The organism is Chryseobacterium sp. Marseille-Q3244, from assembly GCF_940807095.1.
GTDB lineage: Bacteria > Bacteroidota > Bacteroidia > Flavobacteriales > Weeksellaceae > Chryseobacterium.
In genome coordinates, this window is record NZ_CALNWX010000006.1 from 281,746 (window position 1) to 298,761 (window position 17,016).

Sequence of the window (17,016 nt, forward strand, 5' to 3'; positions counted from 1 at the left end):
TTATGGATACATTGTATTAATGGTATTGATATCTCCGGTTGTAAATCCTGTTCTGTTGTAGGTAAAATTAGTGTTGTCTGCTCTTTTAATAGTAGGTAAACCATTTTTAGAATAGGAATTTGGCCAGTACATCATTACAGAATTGATATTAAAAGGACCTATATCCGTTCCGGAAGTATATTTATTGAAATTATAAGCCTGTCCGTCCTGAATATTGTTCCACTGAATGCTTACATACTGATCTCTGTCTTTACGGGCATGTTCATGATAAAGCCCTACCGTATGACCCATTTCATGAATCACTGATCCCACCGAAATATATTGATCCAAAGAAACAGTCTGTTTTCCGCCTTGGTATCCTATATGAGCCCATCCATCTGATCCGTTTGAACTTCCGAAGATAAACTCAACATAATTAGATTGATTGGTACGTGGAATCCACTGAGTATTGGTTTTGTTATTATACTCACTTACTGCAGTATTGATTTTATTAACATTGATAGAGCCCATATTGCTGGCAATTGTGTAATATATTTTACCACTTGGCCATTTGTATAAACTGGCGCCTCCTTTATTGGCTGTGCCTCCTTCTGATAATTGTTGATCAGAAAGAACAATGTCTCCCTGGAAAAAATTCAAATCATTTTTTCTTTCATAAGTAATTTCCTGGCCATTTAATTGCCCTTTTTTAAGATGAGCAATATTCACTGCATTGGTTTGGGTTTCGCTTGCCATTTCGTCATTACTTTTGCTGCATGAGGATACTATTGCAGTCATCGCAAGGCTTACTATGAAAGTTCTTTTAGTCAATACTTCCTGAGAAAACAAGTTATTAATTTTTTTGTTCATGATAAAGATTTTTTCAAATTGTTTATATACGAATATAATAAATATATCTCTTTATTTTGAATTATTTTTCAAATGTTTATAAATATATAGATGAAAGTGATAATGAATTTGCTTGAGATTATTTTAAAAGTGGCGAGAGTAACCTGAGAAATAAATATAAAAAATAACACAAAAGGGGGATGGTATACGATGGCATTAGTTTATAACTTTATGATAAACTAATGCCCATGAAAACAATATTAATCTCAGTTTGTTCTTTTGTGTGCGGATTATACCATGCTCAGGAGAAATCTTCGGATAATTTTCAGTTTGGAGCGACGCTGAAAGCCAGTATTAATTTTACAAGTAAAGAGAATAAGAACAGATTAAAAAATGAACCGGTTTTATTTTTTAAGATATCCACTTCATTTGGAGTGGCAAATACTTGGTTGAGTAAAAGCTTTTACCCCTCTCTGAATACTGAAATTCACCTATATAATGGGGGTTTAGGAAGTGATAATGTAAGGAAATCTGCTAGCAATCGTATGATTTTAGATGCCATCTTTGCTTTAACACTTACTTCAGGATTTAATTATAATCCTGATACTCATAATCCTTTAAAATATTTTGCAGACTTTGCTATCCCTGCTTTAAACAATCCATATTCTGTTTCAGGATCACTAGGAACTAATTTGATTTTTACAACAGATAAAAAGAGAGAAACTCAAAGAGTGGGCTTTGCCGGTCTCAATGTTAAAGGAGTTCAGGCATTCACCTATAACGATGGGAGCTTTTTTGCTAGAATGTTTTTGGGAGATGGTGAAGATCGTTATTATACAGGAGGAGGGGGATTGTCTTATACTACCAGCTGGAGAAAGGCTGAAAATCTGCAAGATGCTTCATTGGAGTTATCTTATCATAAATTTACAGGGTATACAGACGAAACATTTCAGTTAAGTTATGATATTGGGGCTTCTATGGTTACCTATAAAGATGAAGATCAATATAAATATAATAAGAGCTTATGGAAGCTTAGCGCCAGATATACAGAAAATAATGTTGGATATGGAGTCAATATTAACCAGTATAATTCTGCAAAATGGGATGCCCAACATTTGATTCATTGGCTCACCTACTGTCCGTATCATTTTGTTCCCTACAATAAATTTTATTCTGTTGAACCATTTCTATACATAAGAAAACAATAATGCCATGAAAACAAAAATATTATTATGCTTTATGGTGATCTGTTCACTAATGAGCTGCAAATTTTACGTCATGTATAAAGAAACGGCTGAGCTTGGATTTGCATGTGGCAAAGAGGATGATGAATTCATAACAGTTTATGAAAAAGATAAGAAAGAATACGAAGTTTATGTACGATATAATCAATCTAAATATTTGTACTTTAACAATACTCAGAGAGTAAATCAGCCGGGGTATGATTCCAAAAAATACAGAACAGAAATTCAGTATATTATTGTAAATACTAAGAATAATCATATGTTTTTTGTTTCAACAACTCCTTCCCGATATATTTTGAATAAGGATAAGAATACTTATTTAATCGGAAAAAAGGGAAACAGTTATTTTTTTAATAGTTATTTTATCGGGAAAATTACTGATACAACAATGATATTTAAAAGTGATAAAGAGAAAATGATCTGGAAGTTTAGGAGAAAAAATGATACTTTGAATATTAATACTGTTATTAATTATAAAATTAAGGCAAATAAAGAAATTCATACTTCCACCCGGTTAATATCCGAAATTTTAGGATGTGATTTTAAATTTGTAAAGCTTAATGATTTTGAAAACTTTACCTATGTAGAGCCAAGGGTATTTAATAATAAAGATTCCATAAAGGCGATAAAAGCTGGTAATGAAATCTCTTTGAACAGGATAAGATATATTGCTTGCGGAAATCAGGCTGTAAAAGTCTTGCTCAACTATGATAATGCAATTGATGAAAATAATGAGTTTAAAAATATCTTTTATAAACAGGGCCGTATCCGATTTATTAATGATCATTAATGATTTCGTTGGATTACAAAAATAATAAGGAAGGTGAAATACTTTCCAATAGTTTTTCCCTGAACTCATCAATAGATCCTATTAATTACAAAAAGTAACTAATGCAATTCAGATGTTTTAAATTTGTATGATTTTTAAAATCTAAAAATTAACATCTCAATATGAAAAATTTTGAAATTTCTGTTTTAGACCTTGCACCGGTAAAGCAAGGGAAAAGCATTCATGATACTTTTCAGGACAGTTTGTCCTTAGCCAATCATGCAGAAGGCTTAGACTATAAAAGATTCTGGCTGGCGGAACATCATAATATGGAAAGTATTGCCAGTTCAGCCACTTCCGTATTAATAGGTTTTATCGCCAATGGAACAAAAAAAATCAGAGTAGGATCAGGAGGAATTATGCTTCCCAACCACAGTTCTCTGATTATTGCAGAACAATTTGGAACATTGGAATCCCTTTTCCCAGGAAGAATTGATCTCGGACTAGGAAGAGCACCCGGAACCGATGGCTTAACGGCTCAGGCGCTAGGAAGAAATCCTGCGATCATTAACGAGCAGTTTCCAAGACAGATTCTGGAACTTCAACGATATTTTTCCAAAGAAAATGCTGATGCAATGGTTCGCGCTATTCCAGGAGAAGGATTGGATATTCCATTGTACATTTTAGGATCCAGTACAGATAGTGCTTGGCTGGCTGCAGAACTTGGTCTGCCCTACGCTTTTGCAGGACATTTTGCTCCCGAACAGATGGAAATGGCTTTTAAAATTTACAGAGAACATTTTCAACCTTCAGTCTATTCAGAGAAACCGTATATCATTGCCTGCGTGAATGGAGTAGCAGCAGAAACTTCTGAGGAAGCTCATAAAATTTCTACAACTTTATTTCAGGCGTTCATCAATATTATAAGAAACGACAGAAAACCTTTTGCCCCACCGGTAGATGATATGGATGAAATATGGTCACCTATGGAGAAATCAATGGTTTTGCAGAAGCTGAGATATACGTTTATCGGAGATCAGGATGAAATTAAGACAAAGCTTAAAGATTTTCAGGAAAAGTTTAATGTAGATGAACTGATGATTAATTCACATATTTACGATCATCAGAAAAGAGTAAGATCTTACGAGATCATCAGAGAAGCGGTGAACTCTTTATCCAAAGCGTAATAAACCATTCATATAAATTGGCAGATGCTTATTTTTATGAGTATCTTTGCACAAATAAAAAGTAAAAATGTCTGAGATTAAATTAAATACTATTCCAGAGGCCATTGAAGACCTTAGAAATGGGAAAATAATCATAGTAGTAGATGATGAGGATAGAGAGAATGAAGGAGATTTTCTTTGCGCAGCAGAATTAACAACACCAGAAATTATCAACTTCATGGCGCTTCACGGAAGAGGGCTTATCTGTATGCCACTCCCTGAAAAAAGATGTGATGAACTAGGACTTGAAGTAATGGTAAGCAGAAGCAGCGATCCTAAAGAAACTGCTTTTACCGTATCTGTTGACCTTTTAGGAAACGGAACCTCTACAGGAATTTCTGCAGGAGACAGAGCGAAAACGATTTTAGCTTTGATGGATGAAAAATCCAAACCTACAGACTTCATGAGACCAGGACATATTTTCCCGCTTCGTGCCAGAAAAGGAGGAGTATTGAAAAGAGCAGGACATACTGAAGCTGCCATTGATCTTACTCATTTAGCAGGTTTGAAGGAAGGTGGAGTAATCTGTGAAATCATGAACGAAGACGGAACAATGTCCCGTTTACCTGAACTTCAAGCATTTGCTCAAAAGCACGATATGAAAATCGTTTCTATTGAAGATTTAATTCACTATCAGCTTAAAAAAGGGAATCTTGTAGAAAGACTGGAAGAGAAAAAAGTAAAAACACATTACGGTGACTTTGACTTCTATGCATTTAGAGAGACTTCTAACGATCAGATCCATTTTGCATTGACAAAAGGAGCATGGACAGTAGATGAGCCGGTTTTGGTAAGAGTACAGTCTTCAGATTCGTATTTTGATGTATTAACAAGATTGAATAATGGTGAAAAACCTTTATTGGAAAAAGTAACCAATATGGTGAACGAAGCTGGAAAAGGAGCCATCATCTTTATCAATAACGTTTCAAATTCAGAAAATACATTAAGAAAACTTCAGCAATTCCTGAACTATCAGGATGGGCAGGAGCAGCATCCTACTTTAGCGTACAACTATAGAGATTATGGTATCGGAACGCAAATCTTAAAGAATTTAGGAATCAATAAGTTTAAAGTAATCACTCAAAACCCTGCTATCAAGCCTCAGGTTGGAGGATATGATGTAGAGGTTACTGAATTGGTACAGCTATAATAAGTAGGCAATAGTGAATTTACTTCACTTTGAATAATTGTTTATAAAATGAAATAAAAGGTTTAGGATTTTTCTAAACCTTTTTTTATTTTTAAACCATGACCGAGTCTTTACAAAAACATATCCGGGAGTATGTGGAAATTTCAGATGAAAAGCTGGAAAAATATTGCAATGCCTTTACCCATCGAAAAATAAAAAAGAAAGAGTTTTTATTAATGGAAGGAAGTATCTGTGATTTTGAAGGATTTGTAGTGAGTGGTTGTTTTAAGGTTTTTCATACCAATCGAAATGCAGCAGAGCAGATATTATATTTTGCTATTGAAAATTGGTGGATCTCGGATATAGACAGCTTTATCAACAGGATTCCATCCAAGCTTACCATTCAGGCACTCGAGAACAGTGAAATTCTTTTGATTTCAAGAAAAGATAAAGAAAAGCTTTACCAGGAGATGCCAGAAGTGGAAAGATTAATGAGACTTAAGTTTCAGAGTTCAATTATTGCATTACAACGTAGAATTATTGATAATTTAAGCAAGTCTTCTGAAGAGCGCTATATTGAATTTTTAAAAAAATATCCCCAAACAGCCCATCGTCTTACCAATATTCAGATTGCAGCTTATCTGGGAGTAACTCCTGAATCTCTCAGCAGAGTTCGTAAAAATATTGTAAAGAAAGATGAATAAGTTTCGGTTTTTTTTGCTTAAAAAAATTATTTGACTTAACGATCCTGAATGGTTTAAAAAAGAAAAGCCACAACAAAAATACCTGTTGTGACTTGTATGTATGGTTAAAATTCAACTGTAAAACTACAGTGTTATTTCATCAAAGTTTCTGAAACCATTCAGGAAATCCTTTACTGTCATTCTTTTCTTGCCTTCTAACTGAAGTTCCTGGGGAAAATATACACCATCCTGAGTATATATTTTGAACTCACTTTTTGAAATATCCAATGTTCCGGCAGGTTTTCCATGATGGGAGGTTTCAAATTTTCCACCAAATATTTTTAATCCTTTTTCCTCTTTACCAATTTTCAAAGTTGTGAAAGCAGCAGGATAAGGCGACATTCCCAGAATAAACTGATGTACAGTTTTAGAGGGTGCTAACCAATTGATTCTAGTATCCTCTTTAAATATTTTATAGGCATTTTTCGGGTGTTCAACCTGTGGTTGGGGTTTTTCTTCAATAGCATTGTCAGCCAATCCATCTAATGTTCTTACGACTAATTTTGAACCCATTTCCATCAATCTGTCATGAAGACCTCCTGCATTTTCATCCGGTAGAATTTCAAGCTCTTCCTGAAGAAGAATATTTCCTTCATCAATTTTTTCATTAATGAAGAACGTAGTTGCTCCAGTTTTTTCCTCGCCGTTAATAACTGCATAGTTGATAGGAGCAGCCCCTCTGTAATCAGGAAGTAAAGAGGCATGAAGGTTAAATGTTCCCATTCTAGGCATTTCAAAAAGAACCTTAGGCATCATTCTAAAAGCTACCACTACAAAAACATCAGCATCCAGTTTTCTGAGTTCTTCTAAAAATTCAGGATTTCTTAATTTTTCCGGCTGAAAAACAGGAATGTTATTTTCTGAAGCATAAACTTTTACTGGTGATTGGTTTATTTTCTGGCCACGTCCGCTTGCTTTATCCGCTACAGTTACCACACCTACAACCTGATGATGAGATTGATGAATAGCCTCCAAAGAAGTTTTTGCAAACTCAGGAGTACCTAAAAAAACGACTTTCAATGATTTCATAATGCAAAGATAAGTTTTTGCTCTGAGAGTGGGGAGCGTATGAGACTTAGGAGAAGAGAAATGGTATTTTTAAAATGCAAATCGTACCCCTATTTCTTATTTTAACCATTTCATTACTCATTACTCACATTACCCATGATTAAGTGCATATGTTCTGAAATTCAACATTTTTACCTTTCCGGAGTCTAATAGAAAAATTAAGTTTTCCAATATGCTTTCTTTGGAATGATAACTTAGCTGTACAGAAAGTTCTTCGATGGTTGCTGATTTTTTTGCCAGTAAATTAATGATCTGCTGGGAAATGTTTTTGCCAAAAATAGACTGTTTATTCTTTTCACAAACAGAACATTGTCCGCAGTTTTTTGAATTTTTTTCCCCGAAATAAGCCAGAATAAGTTTCATTTTACAATAATCCTTATCTTCAACATAGAATTTCATTTCTTCCCATTTCTGAATCTTATTTCGTTGAATATGTTCAAAAAGTTTCCAATAAGCATTATTGACAGCTCTCTCATCACGAGGTTTCAGAAATTTGATACTCGATAAAGCGCCGTCCAGGTATTCAAGATAGTTTCTCTGCTGAAGTTCCTTTAAACGTTCTTTGATTAAAGGAATACTCACTCCAATTTTATGGCTTACCTGCTGTTCACTGAACATCACTTTATGGGTTGTAATTCCGGACACAGTGCGGAGCAAAAGCTCTATGAAATAGGCATCTTTTTGTGGCAGCTGATCTATTTCATCAGATTTAATAAAAAGCTCCAAAGATGACAGGCTTTTATTGTCATTGTAGTAAATGACTTCCTGGTTATGAAGGAAATTTAGGACATTATTGATTTTGGCTTTTGATAACCTGGTAAAGTTTTGTATTCCGGTTGTATTCAGTTGGAATGTTTTCTCGGGTAACTCAAATTCTGCTACCTGAAAAATAGAGTAGAGGTAGTTGATGATCTTTAAAAATTCAGCCTTGTTGGGAATCTGGTTTTTGAGAATTTGATCAAAGTTCAAAAGCTCCTGTTTGTTCCAAAGCATAAACGCAAAACTCTCCTTACCATCCCTTCCGGCTCTTCCTATTTCCTGGTAATAATTTTCAATTGAAGCAGCAGGTGAGTAGTGGAGCACAAAACGAACATTATCCTTGTCAATTCCCATTCCAAAGGCATTGGTAGAAATTAAGACCTGATTATCACTATTATTCCAGGTGTTTTGTCTTGTATTCTTTTCCTTTGTAGTTAAACCTGCATGAAAATAATCTACATTTTTTAGCTGATTTTTCTTTAAAAACTCTGAAAGCAGTTCAGCTTCTTTTCTGGTTCTTACATAAACAATTCCTGAATCTGTATTGTATTTTAAAATATCCAGAACCCGTTGGAATTTATCGGAAACCTCTTCTGTAAATATTTTGATATTATCTCTTTTAAAGCTTTTCTGGAAGACAGCCGGGTTTCTCAGTTCAAGCTTATTTTTGATCTCTTCCAGAACCTTTGGAGTTGCAGTTGCAGTAAGTGCCAGGCATGGAGTTTCCGGATTATTCATTCTGAAACCTTTGATATTCTGATAGCTTGGACGGAAATCCTGTCCCCATTCAGAAATACAGTGTGCCTCATCAACAGCAATGAATGAGAGTTCAATTTCTTCGATATTCTGAAGAAACTGAATATTGGTTAGTCTTTCAGGAGATACATAAAGCAGCTTGGTAAGACCTTCTTTGCAACGATTGTAAATAGCTTCAGCATCATATTCATCCAATTCAGATGACAAGTATTCTGCTTCTATACCACGAAATTTCAGCTGATTCACCTGGTCTTTCATTAAAGCCAGCAAAGGGGAAATCACCAGACAGGTTCCTTCTTTTAATAAAGCAGGCAGCTGGTAACATAATGACTTACCGGCACCTGTAGGAAGAAGTACCAGACTGTCTTTTTCATTGATAACAGCATTGATAATTTCTTCCTGAGAATCTCTGAAGCCGGTATAGCCCCAGAAATACTTAAGAGTATCATATTTTAGCTTTTGAAAGTCCTGCGGAGAAATCATGTTGTAAAAATAAGGAAAGTATTAAGACAAAAAAAGCCACGCAAGGCGTGACTTTTATATAATAAATTAATAAGCTTATTATTTAGCTTCGAAGTATACTCTTCTGTTAGCTCTGTTTTTCCACTCAGGGCATTTCGTTGCTGGTTCACACTCAGGATATTTAAGGTCTTTTTCACCTTTACCTACAGCGTTTAATTTGCCAGACTGAACTCCGTTTTTGATTAGATAGTTCTTAACGTTGTTGGCTCTTCTCTGAGATAGTTTTTGGTTGTAAGCATCAGTACCTCTTGTATCAGTAGCTCCTACAACATTGTAAGAACCGTTTGAAGAATTGATGTAGTTTACAGCATTATTTAAGATAGGAGTGTTTGAAGGTAAAATTCTATCAGAATTTAAGTCAAACTCAATACCTTCCAGTTTAGTTTCTGTTTCTACTACTGGTCCTGTAGTGGTAGTAGGACAACCGTTGTTTTCAACAGGTCCTGGAACGGTTACACACTTATCGTAAAGGTCAATAACACCATCAAGGTCTGTATCAAGAGCAACACCGGCACCATCCACTCTAGCTCCTGCAGGAGTGTCAAGCTGTCTGTCCCAATCGTCGCATACTCCATCGTTATCAGCATCCCCTTTCTTACATACTTCGATATCCTGGTTTTTATTAGCCAAAACATCAAGTTTGTAATAGATTTCCTGAAGTGGGTCATGCCACATTAAGTGAGACTCATGTTTTCCTAATTTTACAGAAAGTCCTAAAGTTGCATTAAAGAAGTTATCAGAAACCTGTGAAGAACGTCTGTTGATCTCACTGTATGGATCACCTCCACCATCAAAAGTATCATCACCAGTTACTACATACATTAATCTACCTTCAATATCAATTCTTCTGTTCACTTTAAACTTCAGACCTGTACCAGCCTGCATGAATAAAGAACCTAATTTAAATGGCTTCACTTCAGTCATCAATCTTTGTCCAGTGGCATCTTTTTGGTATGCTCTGTAAGCAATGGTACCAACACCGGCATATCCGTGTAGGGCCCATCTGTAAGGAGAATGATTATCAACTCTTCTTAAAAGGTTAGAGAAGTTAATATCTCCCAAGATTGAGATCGCGTCGTATTGAGTTCTACCGGCTACCGCCTTTGCATCAGGTGCTGCATCTTTGGTATTGAACCATCCTTGTCTTGTTTCACCTCTGTCATATTGTAAATTGATTCCAAAAGCATGGGTGATCGCTTTATCAATACTTACATAAGCTGAATATCCGAAAAGGTTTTTACCGTTACCATTCTTAATGGAGGTTAAATCTGCTGACTGAAGTAGTGGAACTCCAACCCCAGCAGAAATAGACCAGTCATTAAATCTTTTTGATTGATTTGTGAATGGGGAAACGTTGGCAGACCCAGACGAGAACGTATTGGGATACTCTCCTTTTGAAACTGCCGTTGAGTCTTGTGCATAACTGGCAGTAGGAATCGCCAAAGCTAATGCAACAATTGCTAAACTTAATTTCATAGTGTTATTTTTTTAGTTAAGTTATTTTAAATGATTTTTTTACGCTAAAAAGTGATTTTTGTATTATTTTTTCCAAAACAATAGTGTCTATATCTTGCCAATATTGCACCTATTCCCCGGAAAATGATATAAAGGTATGTAAAAAAATTCGTAGTAGAAAAAAAAAAACCGAAAAGAACAATTCTTTTCGGTTTTACATGTATTATAAGAAATTACTTCTTCTTTTTCTTAGATGGTGCTTTTTTTACTGGTTTTTTTACAGAAGCATCTTCATAGTCTTTCTTTTTAAGAGAATCCCATTCTGAACCTTCTATAAATCTTACCGTAACTTTTCTATCTGCCATTCTTTCAGCATCAGAGGCTGAAGCTGGAATTTTAGCATCTACAGATCCTACTCCTCTTGATTTCAGTACACTTTCATTGATACCTCTGTTTTCAAGCGCTCCTACTACGGCAGCAGCCCTTTCTTTAGATAATCTTAGGTTATAAGCTGCATTTCCTTTAATATCAGTATGTCCTGTTAGTAAGTAGGTACCTCCGTTTTCTTTAATAATCGAAGCTGCTACATCAAGTTTACTGTTAGATTCAGGTCTGATCGTAGCCTTATTAAAGTTAAAGTAGATGTCTTTCAACGTTTTTTCTACTTCTACAGCAGTCTTATGATTATCTTTTTTCTCTATTGGACAACCGTTGTTTTCAACAGGTCCTGGAACTGTTACACATTTATCGTAAAGGTCGATAACTCCATCAAGGTCTGCATCAAGAGCAACACCGGCACCATCCACTCTAGCTCCTGCAGGAGTGTCAAGCTGTCTGTCCCAGTCGTCGCATACTCCATCATTATCAGCATCTCCTTTCTTACATACTTCGATATCCTGTTTTTTATTAGCCAAAACATCAAGTTTGTAATAGATTTCCTGAAGTGGGTCGTGCCACATTAAGTGAGACTCATGTTTTCCTAATTTTACAGAAAGTCCTAAAGTTGCATTAAAGAAGTTATCAGAAACCTGTGAAGAACGTCTGTTGATCTCACTGTATGGATTACCTCCGCCATCAAAAGTATCATCACCAGTTACTACATACATTAATCTACCTTCAATATCAAGTCTTCTGTTTACTTTAAACTTCAGACCTGTACCAGCCTGCATGAATATAGAGCCTAACTCAAATGGTTTCACTTCAGTCATCAATCTTTGTCCAGTGGCGTCTTTTTGGTATGCTCTGTAAGCAATGGTACCAATACCGGCATATCCATGTAATGCCCATCTGTAAGTAGAATGGTTATCAACTCTTCTTAAAAGGTTAGAGAAGTTAATATCTCCAAGAATTGAGATCGCATCATATTGAGTTCTACCTGCTACTGCTTTTGCATCAGGTGCTGCATCTTTGGTATTGAACCATCCTTGTCTTGTTTCACCTCTGTCATATTGTAAATTGATTCCAAAAGCATGGGTGATCGCTTTATCAATACTTACATAAGCTGAATATCCAAAAAGGTTTTTACCATTACCATTCTTAATGGAGGTTAAATCTGCAGATTGAAGCAGTGGAACTCCTGCTCCTACAGAAATAGACCAGTCATTAAATCTTTTTGATTGATTGGTAAATGGGGAAACATTCGCAGATCCAGAAGTAAAAGTATTAGGATACTTTCCATCTGCAGCTGCTGATGAATCCTGTGCATAGCTGACGGTAGGGATCGTCAATGCTAATGCAACGATTGCTAAACTTAATTTCATCGTGTATTATTTATTTTTGATTTTTTTGAAAAAATAGTTTTTTGGACTTTTTTTATTATTTGATAGGGCATCCGTTGTTTTCAACAGGTCCAGGAACGGTTACGCACTTATCGTATAAGTCAATAACACCATCAAGATCCATATCTAAAGCAACACCGGCACCATCTACTCTTGCTCCTGCAGGAGTATCAAGTTGTCTGTCCCAATCGTCGCATACTCCATCATTGTCCTGGTCTCCTTTTTCACAAACCACAAGATCTGTAGTAGCATTTTCTAAAACATTGGTTTTGTAGTATGCTTCCTGAAGTGGATCATGCCATGCTAAGTGAGATAGATGTTTTCCTAATTTGAAAGATACCCCCAAAGATACCGTCCAGGCATTGTAAGATCTTCTGTTGTTAAGGATTGTATATCGATATCCTGATTCTGTAGGGGCTTTAGGATCATAACTTGAATTATTGTATCCACTACCATCAAATGACTGCTCCCCACTGATAATATACATGGTTCTTGCTTCAACATCAATAAGTGGTGAAACATTATACTTTAGTCCTAAACCAGCCTGATAGTATACAGAATTAATATCAAGATCCTGCTTTACAAATAATGGTGTTCTTTTAGGATTGTCACTCCATCTGTTTCGATCATTATCGTGTAAAGAAGTTCTGTACCCTTGAAGTCCAATTCCTCCATACCCGTGGAATGCCCATCTGTAAGGGGAGTGATTATCTACTCTTCTTAATAAGTTGGAAAAGTTGATATCACCCATCAAAGCGATTTGGTCAAACTGTGTAGTTCCGGTAGCTACGCCCGCAGCTATTCCAGGAGCTCCAGGAAGTTGTCCTGTTTGTTTCGTTTCTCCTCTGGTGTAGATAAGGCTTAAACCGAAAGTATGTGAGATCTGCTTATCAATACTTATATAAGCATTGTATCCCCAGTTCGTCTTATCCGAACGAAGAGATTTAAGTGCAGAGTGAACCATAAATGCGGAACCACCTCCTACGGAGATTGACCAGTCTCTGAAGCGTCTGGCTTTGTTGTCAAAAGGCTGTACGTTAGCTGAACCTGAAGAGAAGGTATTAGGATACTCAGTAGAAGAGTTTACTGTAGTACTGCTATTCTGAGCGAAAGCTGCAATTGGCAAGGTTGTAGCCAATAATAATAAACCTAATTTCATACAATATGTTTTATGTTTTAAATAAAATCTTTTAATAATATTCTGGAAAAATCCCTTTCAAAAAGATGTTTTTTATGAGGGATTTCTAATCTTTCTGATCTAAAATTTAATTCATTATACTTAATGATATCAATATCTATTATCCTGTCTGTGTAACCTCCGGATACTTTTGAATCATTAATTCTTCCCATTTCAACTTCTATCTCTTTAATACAATCAAGCAGCTGAATTGGTGAAAGATGCGTGAATATTATTGTTGCAATATTACAAAAAATATTGGAACTGACAAATTCTACAGGATCAGAGATTAAAAATTCGCTTGTTTGTGAAATGTGGTTTCCGGCATCTCTTATTTTCTGTAAAGCAAGCTCTATATTTTTTTTTTGCTCTCCGAGGTTACTTCCGAGTAACAAAACTACCTTTTGTTGCGACATATTGGAAAATTGATTGATTTATGAGAAGTTTCTTTAAAAATGTTTTGGCAAATATAGTAGCAATAATCATACTTTGCGCTGTGTTTTTCGTCTTTTTTATTATGATGCTTGTGTTTAGTTCTATGGGAAGCGACAAATCTGTGGTAGTAAAAAAGAATTCGGTTCTAACTATTAATGTAAAGACTAATATAATAGACAGCCCTACAGAAGAACAAATGGATCTGTTTGGTTTAGGCAGCCAAAATAAGAATGTACTCCTGTATGATGTACTTGAGGCCATTAATAAAGCTAAAACTGATGATAATATTAAAGGGATCAGTATTGAGATGGATGACCTAAATGCAGGACTCACTCAAATTGATGATGTTAGAAATGCTATTGAAGATTTCAAGAAAAGCGGAAAGTTTGTATACGCTTACGGAAACGGAGTTTCTCAATCTGCTTATTATCTGGGATCAGTGGCAGATCAGTATTATCTCCATCCAGCAGGAGGTATAGAATTGAAAGGACTTTCTACTGAGGTTACATTCTTTAAGGATTTTGCAGACAAATATGGTATTGGAATAGAGGTGATCCGTCATGGTAAATTCAAGTCTGCGGTGGAGCCTTTCTTAAGAAATGATATTTCTCCGGAAAATAAAGAACAGCTAAGTACCCTGTTGAATGACCTTTGGAAAAATACATCTTATAAAATGGCAACTTCAAGAAAAATTGATACTGCTCAATTCAGAACGATTGTTGACAGCTTATATGGAATGATTCCTGAGCAGGGGGTAAAATATAAACTGGCAGATAAGCTTATCCAAAAATCAGAATATGAGGATATGCTTAAAACGAAGTTGAATGTAAAAGATAAAGAAAAACTGAATAAGGTCTCTTTAACCAACTATATCAGTTCTTTAACTGATGAAGATAAGTCAGGAGAAAAAGTGGCTATATTATATGCTTCTGGATCTATCAATAATGGTGATCAGTATAATGATATTCATTCTGAGAAGTATGTTAAGTATATTAAAAAGCTTCAGGAAGATGATAAAGTAAAAGCGGTTGTATTCAGAATTAACTCTCCTGGAGGAAGTGCGAATGCTTCAGATGAAATTTTATTTGAATTGCAGCAACTGAAAAAGAAAAAGCCATTGGTAGTTTCTTTCGGTGATTATGCAGCTTCAGGTGGTTATTATGTAGCGATGGCTGCAGATAAGATCTATTCTGAGCCTAATACACTTACGGGTTCTATTGGAGTATTCGGAGTATTACCTTATTATAAGGATATAGCCAATAAGAATGGTATCCGTGCGGATGTTGTGGCTACCAATGCTAACTCAATGTATTATTCAGGATTAAACGGAGTGACTCCTTATGGAGTAAACATGATGACGAGAAGTGTGGAAGGTACTTATAAAAGATTTGTACATTTCGTTACTCAAAACAGAAAGAAAACATTTGAGCAAATTGATAATGTAGGTGGTGGTAGAGTATGGAGTGGTGTTCGTGCAAAGGAAATCGGTTTGGTAGATGAATTGGGGACGCTTAACGATGCGGTGAAGTTTGCAGCACAGAAAGCAGGAGTGAAATCTTACTATGTAGAATCTTATCCTAAGAAAATGAGTCCATTCGAGCAGATCTTTAAAGATCTTAATGAAGAAGATGTTTCTGCAAGAATCATCAAAAATAAAATAGGAAAGGCGAACTATGAAATCTTACAACAGATTACAGACAAGAAATTACAGTCTGAGGTAAAAATGGAAATGCCTTACCAAATCAGAATCAACAACTAACTAAATTATATTGTACAAAAATCCCGGATCTGAAATTTCAGATCCGGGATTTTATTTTTTTATCAGCATTACATTAGCTTTTCTTCGTGGCCATTCCGTAAATCCAGAGGACAATTAAAGCTCCTCCGATGGCAAGAATCCAGCTTCTTGGATTCCAGAATGAAGTAACATCTCCCCAATGTAGAATGTAAACTCCTATAGCTCCTCCTACAAATGCTCCTACAATTCCTAGGATAATAGTGATTAGCCAACCTCCTCCTTGAGTTCCCGGCATAATCATTTTAGCGATTGCACCTGCAATAAGACCGAATAAGATCCATGTTATAATTCCCATAGTTGCAAATTTTTTAATGGTTAATATTTAAAAATGATTTGTTTTACTAATATAAGGGAAAACATGATGTAAATCATCTTTTCTTGAAGAATGAGTCTACAAATTCCGTACCATTGAAAAGCTGCAGATCTTGCATTTTTTCACCTACTCCTATATATTTTACTGGAATTTGGAACTGATCTGAGATCCCGATAACAACACCTCCTTTTGCTGTTCCGTCTAATTTTGTTACGGCTAAAGCATTCACTTCTGTTGCTGCTGTAAATTGTTTAGCTTGTTCAAATGCATTTTGCCCTGTAGAACCGTCAAGTACCAATAAAATCTCATGAGGAGCATCAGGAATCACCTTTTGCATTACTCTTTTAATCTTGGAAAGCTCATTCATCAGGTTGATCTTATTATGAAGTCTTCCTGCAGTGTCAATGATAACAACGTCTGCATTTTGAGCTACGGCACTTTGTACGGTATCAAAAGCTACAGAAGCAGGATCGGAACCCATTTCCTGTTTTACAATAGGAACACCCACTCGTTCGCTCCAGATAACAAGTTGGTCAACAGCTGCAGCTCTGAAGGTATCAGCAGCTCCAAGAACTACTTTTTTACCTTCGGATTTAAACTGGTGAGCCAGTTTTCCGATAGTGGTTGTTTTTCCAACTCCGTTTACACCTACTACCATAATGACGTAGGGTTTTTTAGAAGTATCAATATTTCCTGTGCCTGCATGAGGATTTTCAAGCAGTAATCCTGAAATTTCTTCACGAAGAATAGCATCCAGTTCGTTCACTCCAACATATTTGTCGCGGGCAACACGTTCTTCAATTCTCTCTATGATTTTAATGGTAGTGGAAGCGCCTACGTCAGAGGCAATCAGTACTTCTTCCAGATCATCCAGAACTTCATCATCTACTTTGCTTTTACCGACTACGGCCTTCGTCATTTTTTCAAAGAACCCCTGGCTGGATTTTTCCAATCCTTTATCCAGTGTTTCTTTTTCTTCCTTTTTGAAAATATTTTTAAACCAACTCATAGTTTTA

General features: G+C 35.7%; 15 protein-coding genes. 6 read left to right on the plus strand and 9 right to left on the minus strand.

Translation table 11 applies throughout. The features are described from left to right. Positions 1-849, minus strand: coding sequence for a M12 family metallopeptidase (locus tag NBX25_RS13315; protein ID WP_250253968.1), 849 nt, complete (start codon positions 847-849; stop codon positions 1-3). 227 nt (positions 850-1,076) lie between these two features. On the opposite strand from NBX25_RS13315, the gene NBX25_RS13320 reads away from it, so the two are divergent. The 5 genes from NBX25_RS13320 (at position 1,077) to NBX25_RS13340 (ending at position 5,900) form a co-directional block, all read left to right on the plus strand. Beyond that, on the plus strand, positions 1,077-2,036 hold the full coding sequence (locus NBX25_RS13320) for a polymorphic toxin type 23 domain-containing protein (RefSeq protein WP_250253970.1): 960 nt from the start codon (positions 1,077-1,079) through the stop codon (positions 2,034-2,036). Between the two features lie 4 nt (positions 2,037-2,040). Next, positions 2,041-2,862 (plus strand): hypothetical protein, encoded by an 822-nt coding sequence (locus NBX25_RS13325; protein WP_250253972.1) that lies wholly within the window; start codon positions 2,041-2,043, stop codon positions 2,860-2,862. A gap of 161 nt (positions 2,863-3,023) precedes the next feature. After that, positions 3,024-4,028, plus strand: coding sequence for an LLM class flavin-dependent oxidoreductase (locus NBX25_RS13330; protein ID WP_123910153.1), 1,005 nt, complete (start codon positions 3,024-3,026; stop codon positions 4,026-4,028). A 67-nt stretch (positions 4,029-4,095) separates the two neighbouring features. Then, a complete protein-coding gene (ribB, locus tag NBX25_RS13335; RefSeq protein WP_123910154.1) occupies positions 4,096-5,217 on the plus strand; it encodes a 3,4-dihydroxy-2-butanone-4-phosphate synthase in 1,122 nt (373 codons plus the stop codon). A gap of 98 nt (positions 5,218-5,315) precedes the next feature. Continuing rightward, on the plus strand, positions 5,316-5,900 hold the full coding sequence (locus tag NBX25_RS13340; RefSeq protein WP_123857542.1) for a Crp/Fnr family transcriptional regulator: 585 nt from the start codon (positions 5,316-5,318) through the stop codon (positions 5,898-5,900). Between the two features lie 123 nt (positions 5,901-6,023). Here the strand turns inward: NBX25_RS13340 and fmt are convergent, their stop codons facing one another. From fmt to folK, 6 genes are all read right to left on the minus strand, one after another. Beyond that, complete coding sequence (gene fmt, locus NBX25_RS13345) at positions 6,024-6,968, minus strand: methionyl-tRNA formyltransferase (RefSeq protein WP_250253974.1); 945 nt, start codon at positions 6,966-6,968, stop codon at positions 6,024-6,026. A gap of 129 nt (positions 6,969-7,097) precedes the next feature. Continuing rightward, the gene (locus tag NBX25_RS13350; RefSeq protein WP_250253976.1) at positions 7,098-9,005 is read right to left on the minus strand and encodes a RecQ family ATP-dependent DNA helicase; all 1,908 of its coding nucleotides are present in this window, start codon (positions 9,003-9,005) and stop codon (positions 7,098-7,100) included. A gap of 78 nt (positions 9,006-9,083) precedes the next feature. Beyond that, a complete protein-coding gene (locus NBX25_RS13355) occupies positions 9,084-10,520 on the minus strand; it encodes an OmpA family protein (protein WP_250253978.1) in 1,437 nt (478 codons plus the stop codon). Positions 10,521-10,732: 212 nt separating this feature from the next. After that, entirely contained in the window at positions 10,733-12,259 is a 1,527-nt protein-coding gene (locus NBX25_RS13360) for an OmpA family protein (protein WP_123910159.1), read from the minus strand. 55 nt (positions 12,260-12,314) lie between these two features. After that, positions 12,315-13,436, minus strand: a complete 1,122-nt coding sequence (locus NBX25_RS13365) for an OmpA family protein (protein ID WP_123910160.1) — start codon at positions 13,434-13,436, stop codon at positions 12,315-12,317. Positions 13,437-13,453: 17 nt separating this feature from the next. Continuing rightward, positions 13,454-13,870, minus strand: a complete 417-nt coding sequence (gene folK, locus NBX25_RS13370; RefSeq protein WP_123910161.1) for a 2-amino-4-hydroxy-6-hydroxymethyldihydropteridine diphosphokinase — start codon at positions 13,868-13,870, stop codon at positions 13,454-13,456. A 20-nt stretch (positions 13,871-13,890) separates the two neighbouring features. Here folK and sppA point away from each other — a divergent pair, with 20 nt between their 5' ends. Next, positions 13,891-15,648 carry a signal peptide peptidase SppA gene (sppA, locus tag NBX25_RS13375; protein ID WP_123910162.1) on the plus strand — a complete coding sequence of 586 codons (1,758 nt, stop codon included), beginning with the start codon at positions 13,891-13,893 and terminating at the stop codon, positions 15,646-15,648. A gap of 73 nt (positions 15,649-15,721) precedes the next feature. Here sppA and NBX25_RS13380 read toward each other — a convergent pair whose 3' ends face one another. Both NBX25_RS13380 and ftsY read right to left on the minus strand, forming a co-directional pair. Continuing rightward, on the minus strand, positions 15,722-15,982 hold the full coding sequence (locus NBX25_RS13380) for a GlsB/YeaQ/YmgE family stress response membrane protein (protein WP_123910163.1): 261 nt from the start codon (positions 15,980-15,982) through the stop codon (positions 15,722-15,724). A gap of 73 nt (positions 15,983-16,055) precedes the next feature. Then, on the minus strand, positions 16,056-17,009 hold the full coding sequence (gene ftsY / locus NBX25_RS13385; RefSeq protein ID WP_123910164.1) for a signal recognition particle-docking protein FtsY: 954 nt from the start codon (positions 17,007-17,009) through the stop codon (positions 16,056-16,058). Positions 17,010-17,016: the final 7 nt, after the last annotated feature.

Bases quoted from the DNA above. Each gene is read 5' to 3' on its own strand.
- NBX25_RS13320 (WP_250253970.1), top strand. From the start codon at position 1,077: ATGAAAACAATATTAATCTCAGTTTGTTCTTTTGTGTGCGGATTATAC.
- NBX25_RS13340 (WP_123857542.1), top strand. From the start codon at position 5,316: ATGACCGAGTCTTTACAAAAACATATCCGGGAGTATGTGGAAATTTCA.
- NBX25_RS13355 (WP_250253978.1), bottom strand. From the start codon at position 10,520: ATGAAATTAAGTTTAGCAATTGTTGCATTAGCTTTGGCGATTCCTACT.
- NBX25_RS13360 (WP_123910159.1), bottom strand. From the start codon at position 12,259: ATGAAATTAAGTTTAGCAATCGTTGCATTAGCATTGACGATCCCTACC.
- folK (WP_123910161.1), bottom strand. From the start codon at position 13,870: ATGTCGCAACAAAAGGTAGTTTTGTTACTCGGAAGTAACCTCGGAGAG.
- NBX25_RS13330 (WP_123910153.1), top strand. From the start codon at position 3,024: ATGAAAAATTTTGAAATTTCTGTTTTAGACCTTGCACCGGTAAAGCAA.
- NBX25_RS13350 (WP_250253976.1), bottom strand. From the start codon at position 9,005: ATGATTTCTCCGCAGGACTTTCAAAAGCTAAAATATGATACTCTTAAG.
- NBX25_RS13325 (WP_250253972.1), top strand. From the start codon at position 2,041: ATGAAAACAAAAATATTATTATGCTTTATGGTGATCTGTTCACTAATG.
- NBX25_RS13380 (WP_123910163.1), bottom strand. From the start codon at position 15,982: ATGGGAATTATAACATGGATCTTATTCGGTCTTATTGCAGGTGCAATC.
- sppA (WP_123910162.1), top strand. From the start codon at position 13,891: ATGAGAAGTTTCTTTAAAAATGTTTTGGCAAATATAGTAGCAATAATC.
- NBX25_RS13365 (WP_123910160.1), bottom strand. From the start codon at position 13,436: ATGAAATTAGGTTTATTATTATTGGCTACAACCTTGCCAATTGCAGCT.
- ftsY (WP_123910164.1), bottom strand. From the start codon at position 17,009: ATGAGTTGGTTTAAAAATATTTTCAAAAAGGAAGAAAAAGAAACACTG.
- NBX25_RS13315 (WP_250253968.1), bottom strand. From the start codon at position 849: ATGAACAAAAAAATTAATAACTTGTTTTCTCAGGAAGTATTGACTAAA.
- ribB (WP_123910154.1), top strand. From the start codon at position 4,096: ATGTCTGAGATTAAATTAAATACTATTCCAGAGGCCATTGAAGACCTT.
- fmt (WP_250253974.1), bottom strand. From the start codon at position 6,968: ATGAAATCATTGAAAGTCGTTTTTTTAGGTACTCCTGAGTTTGCAAAA.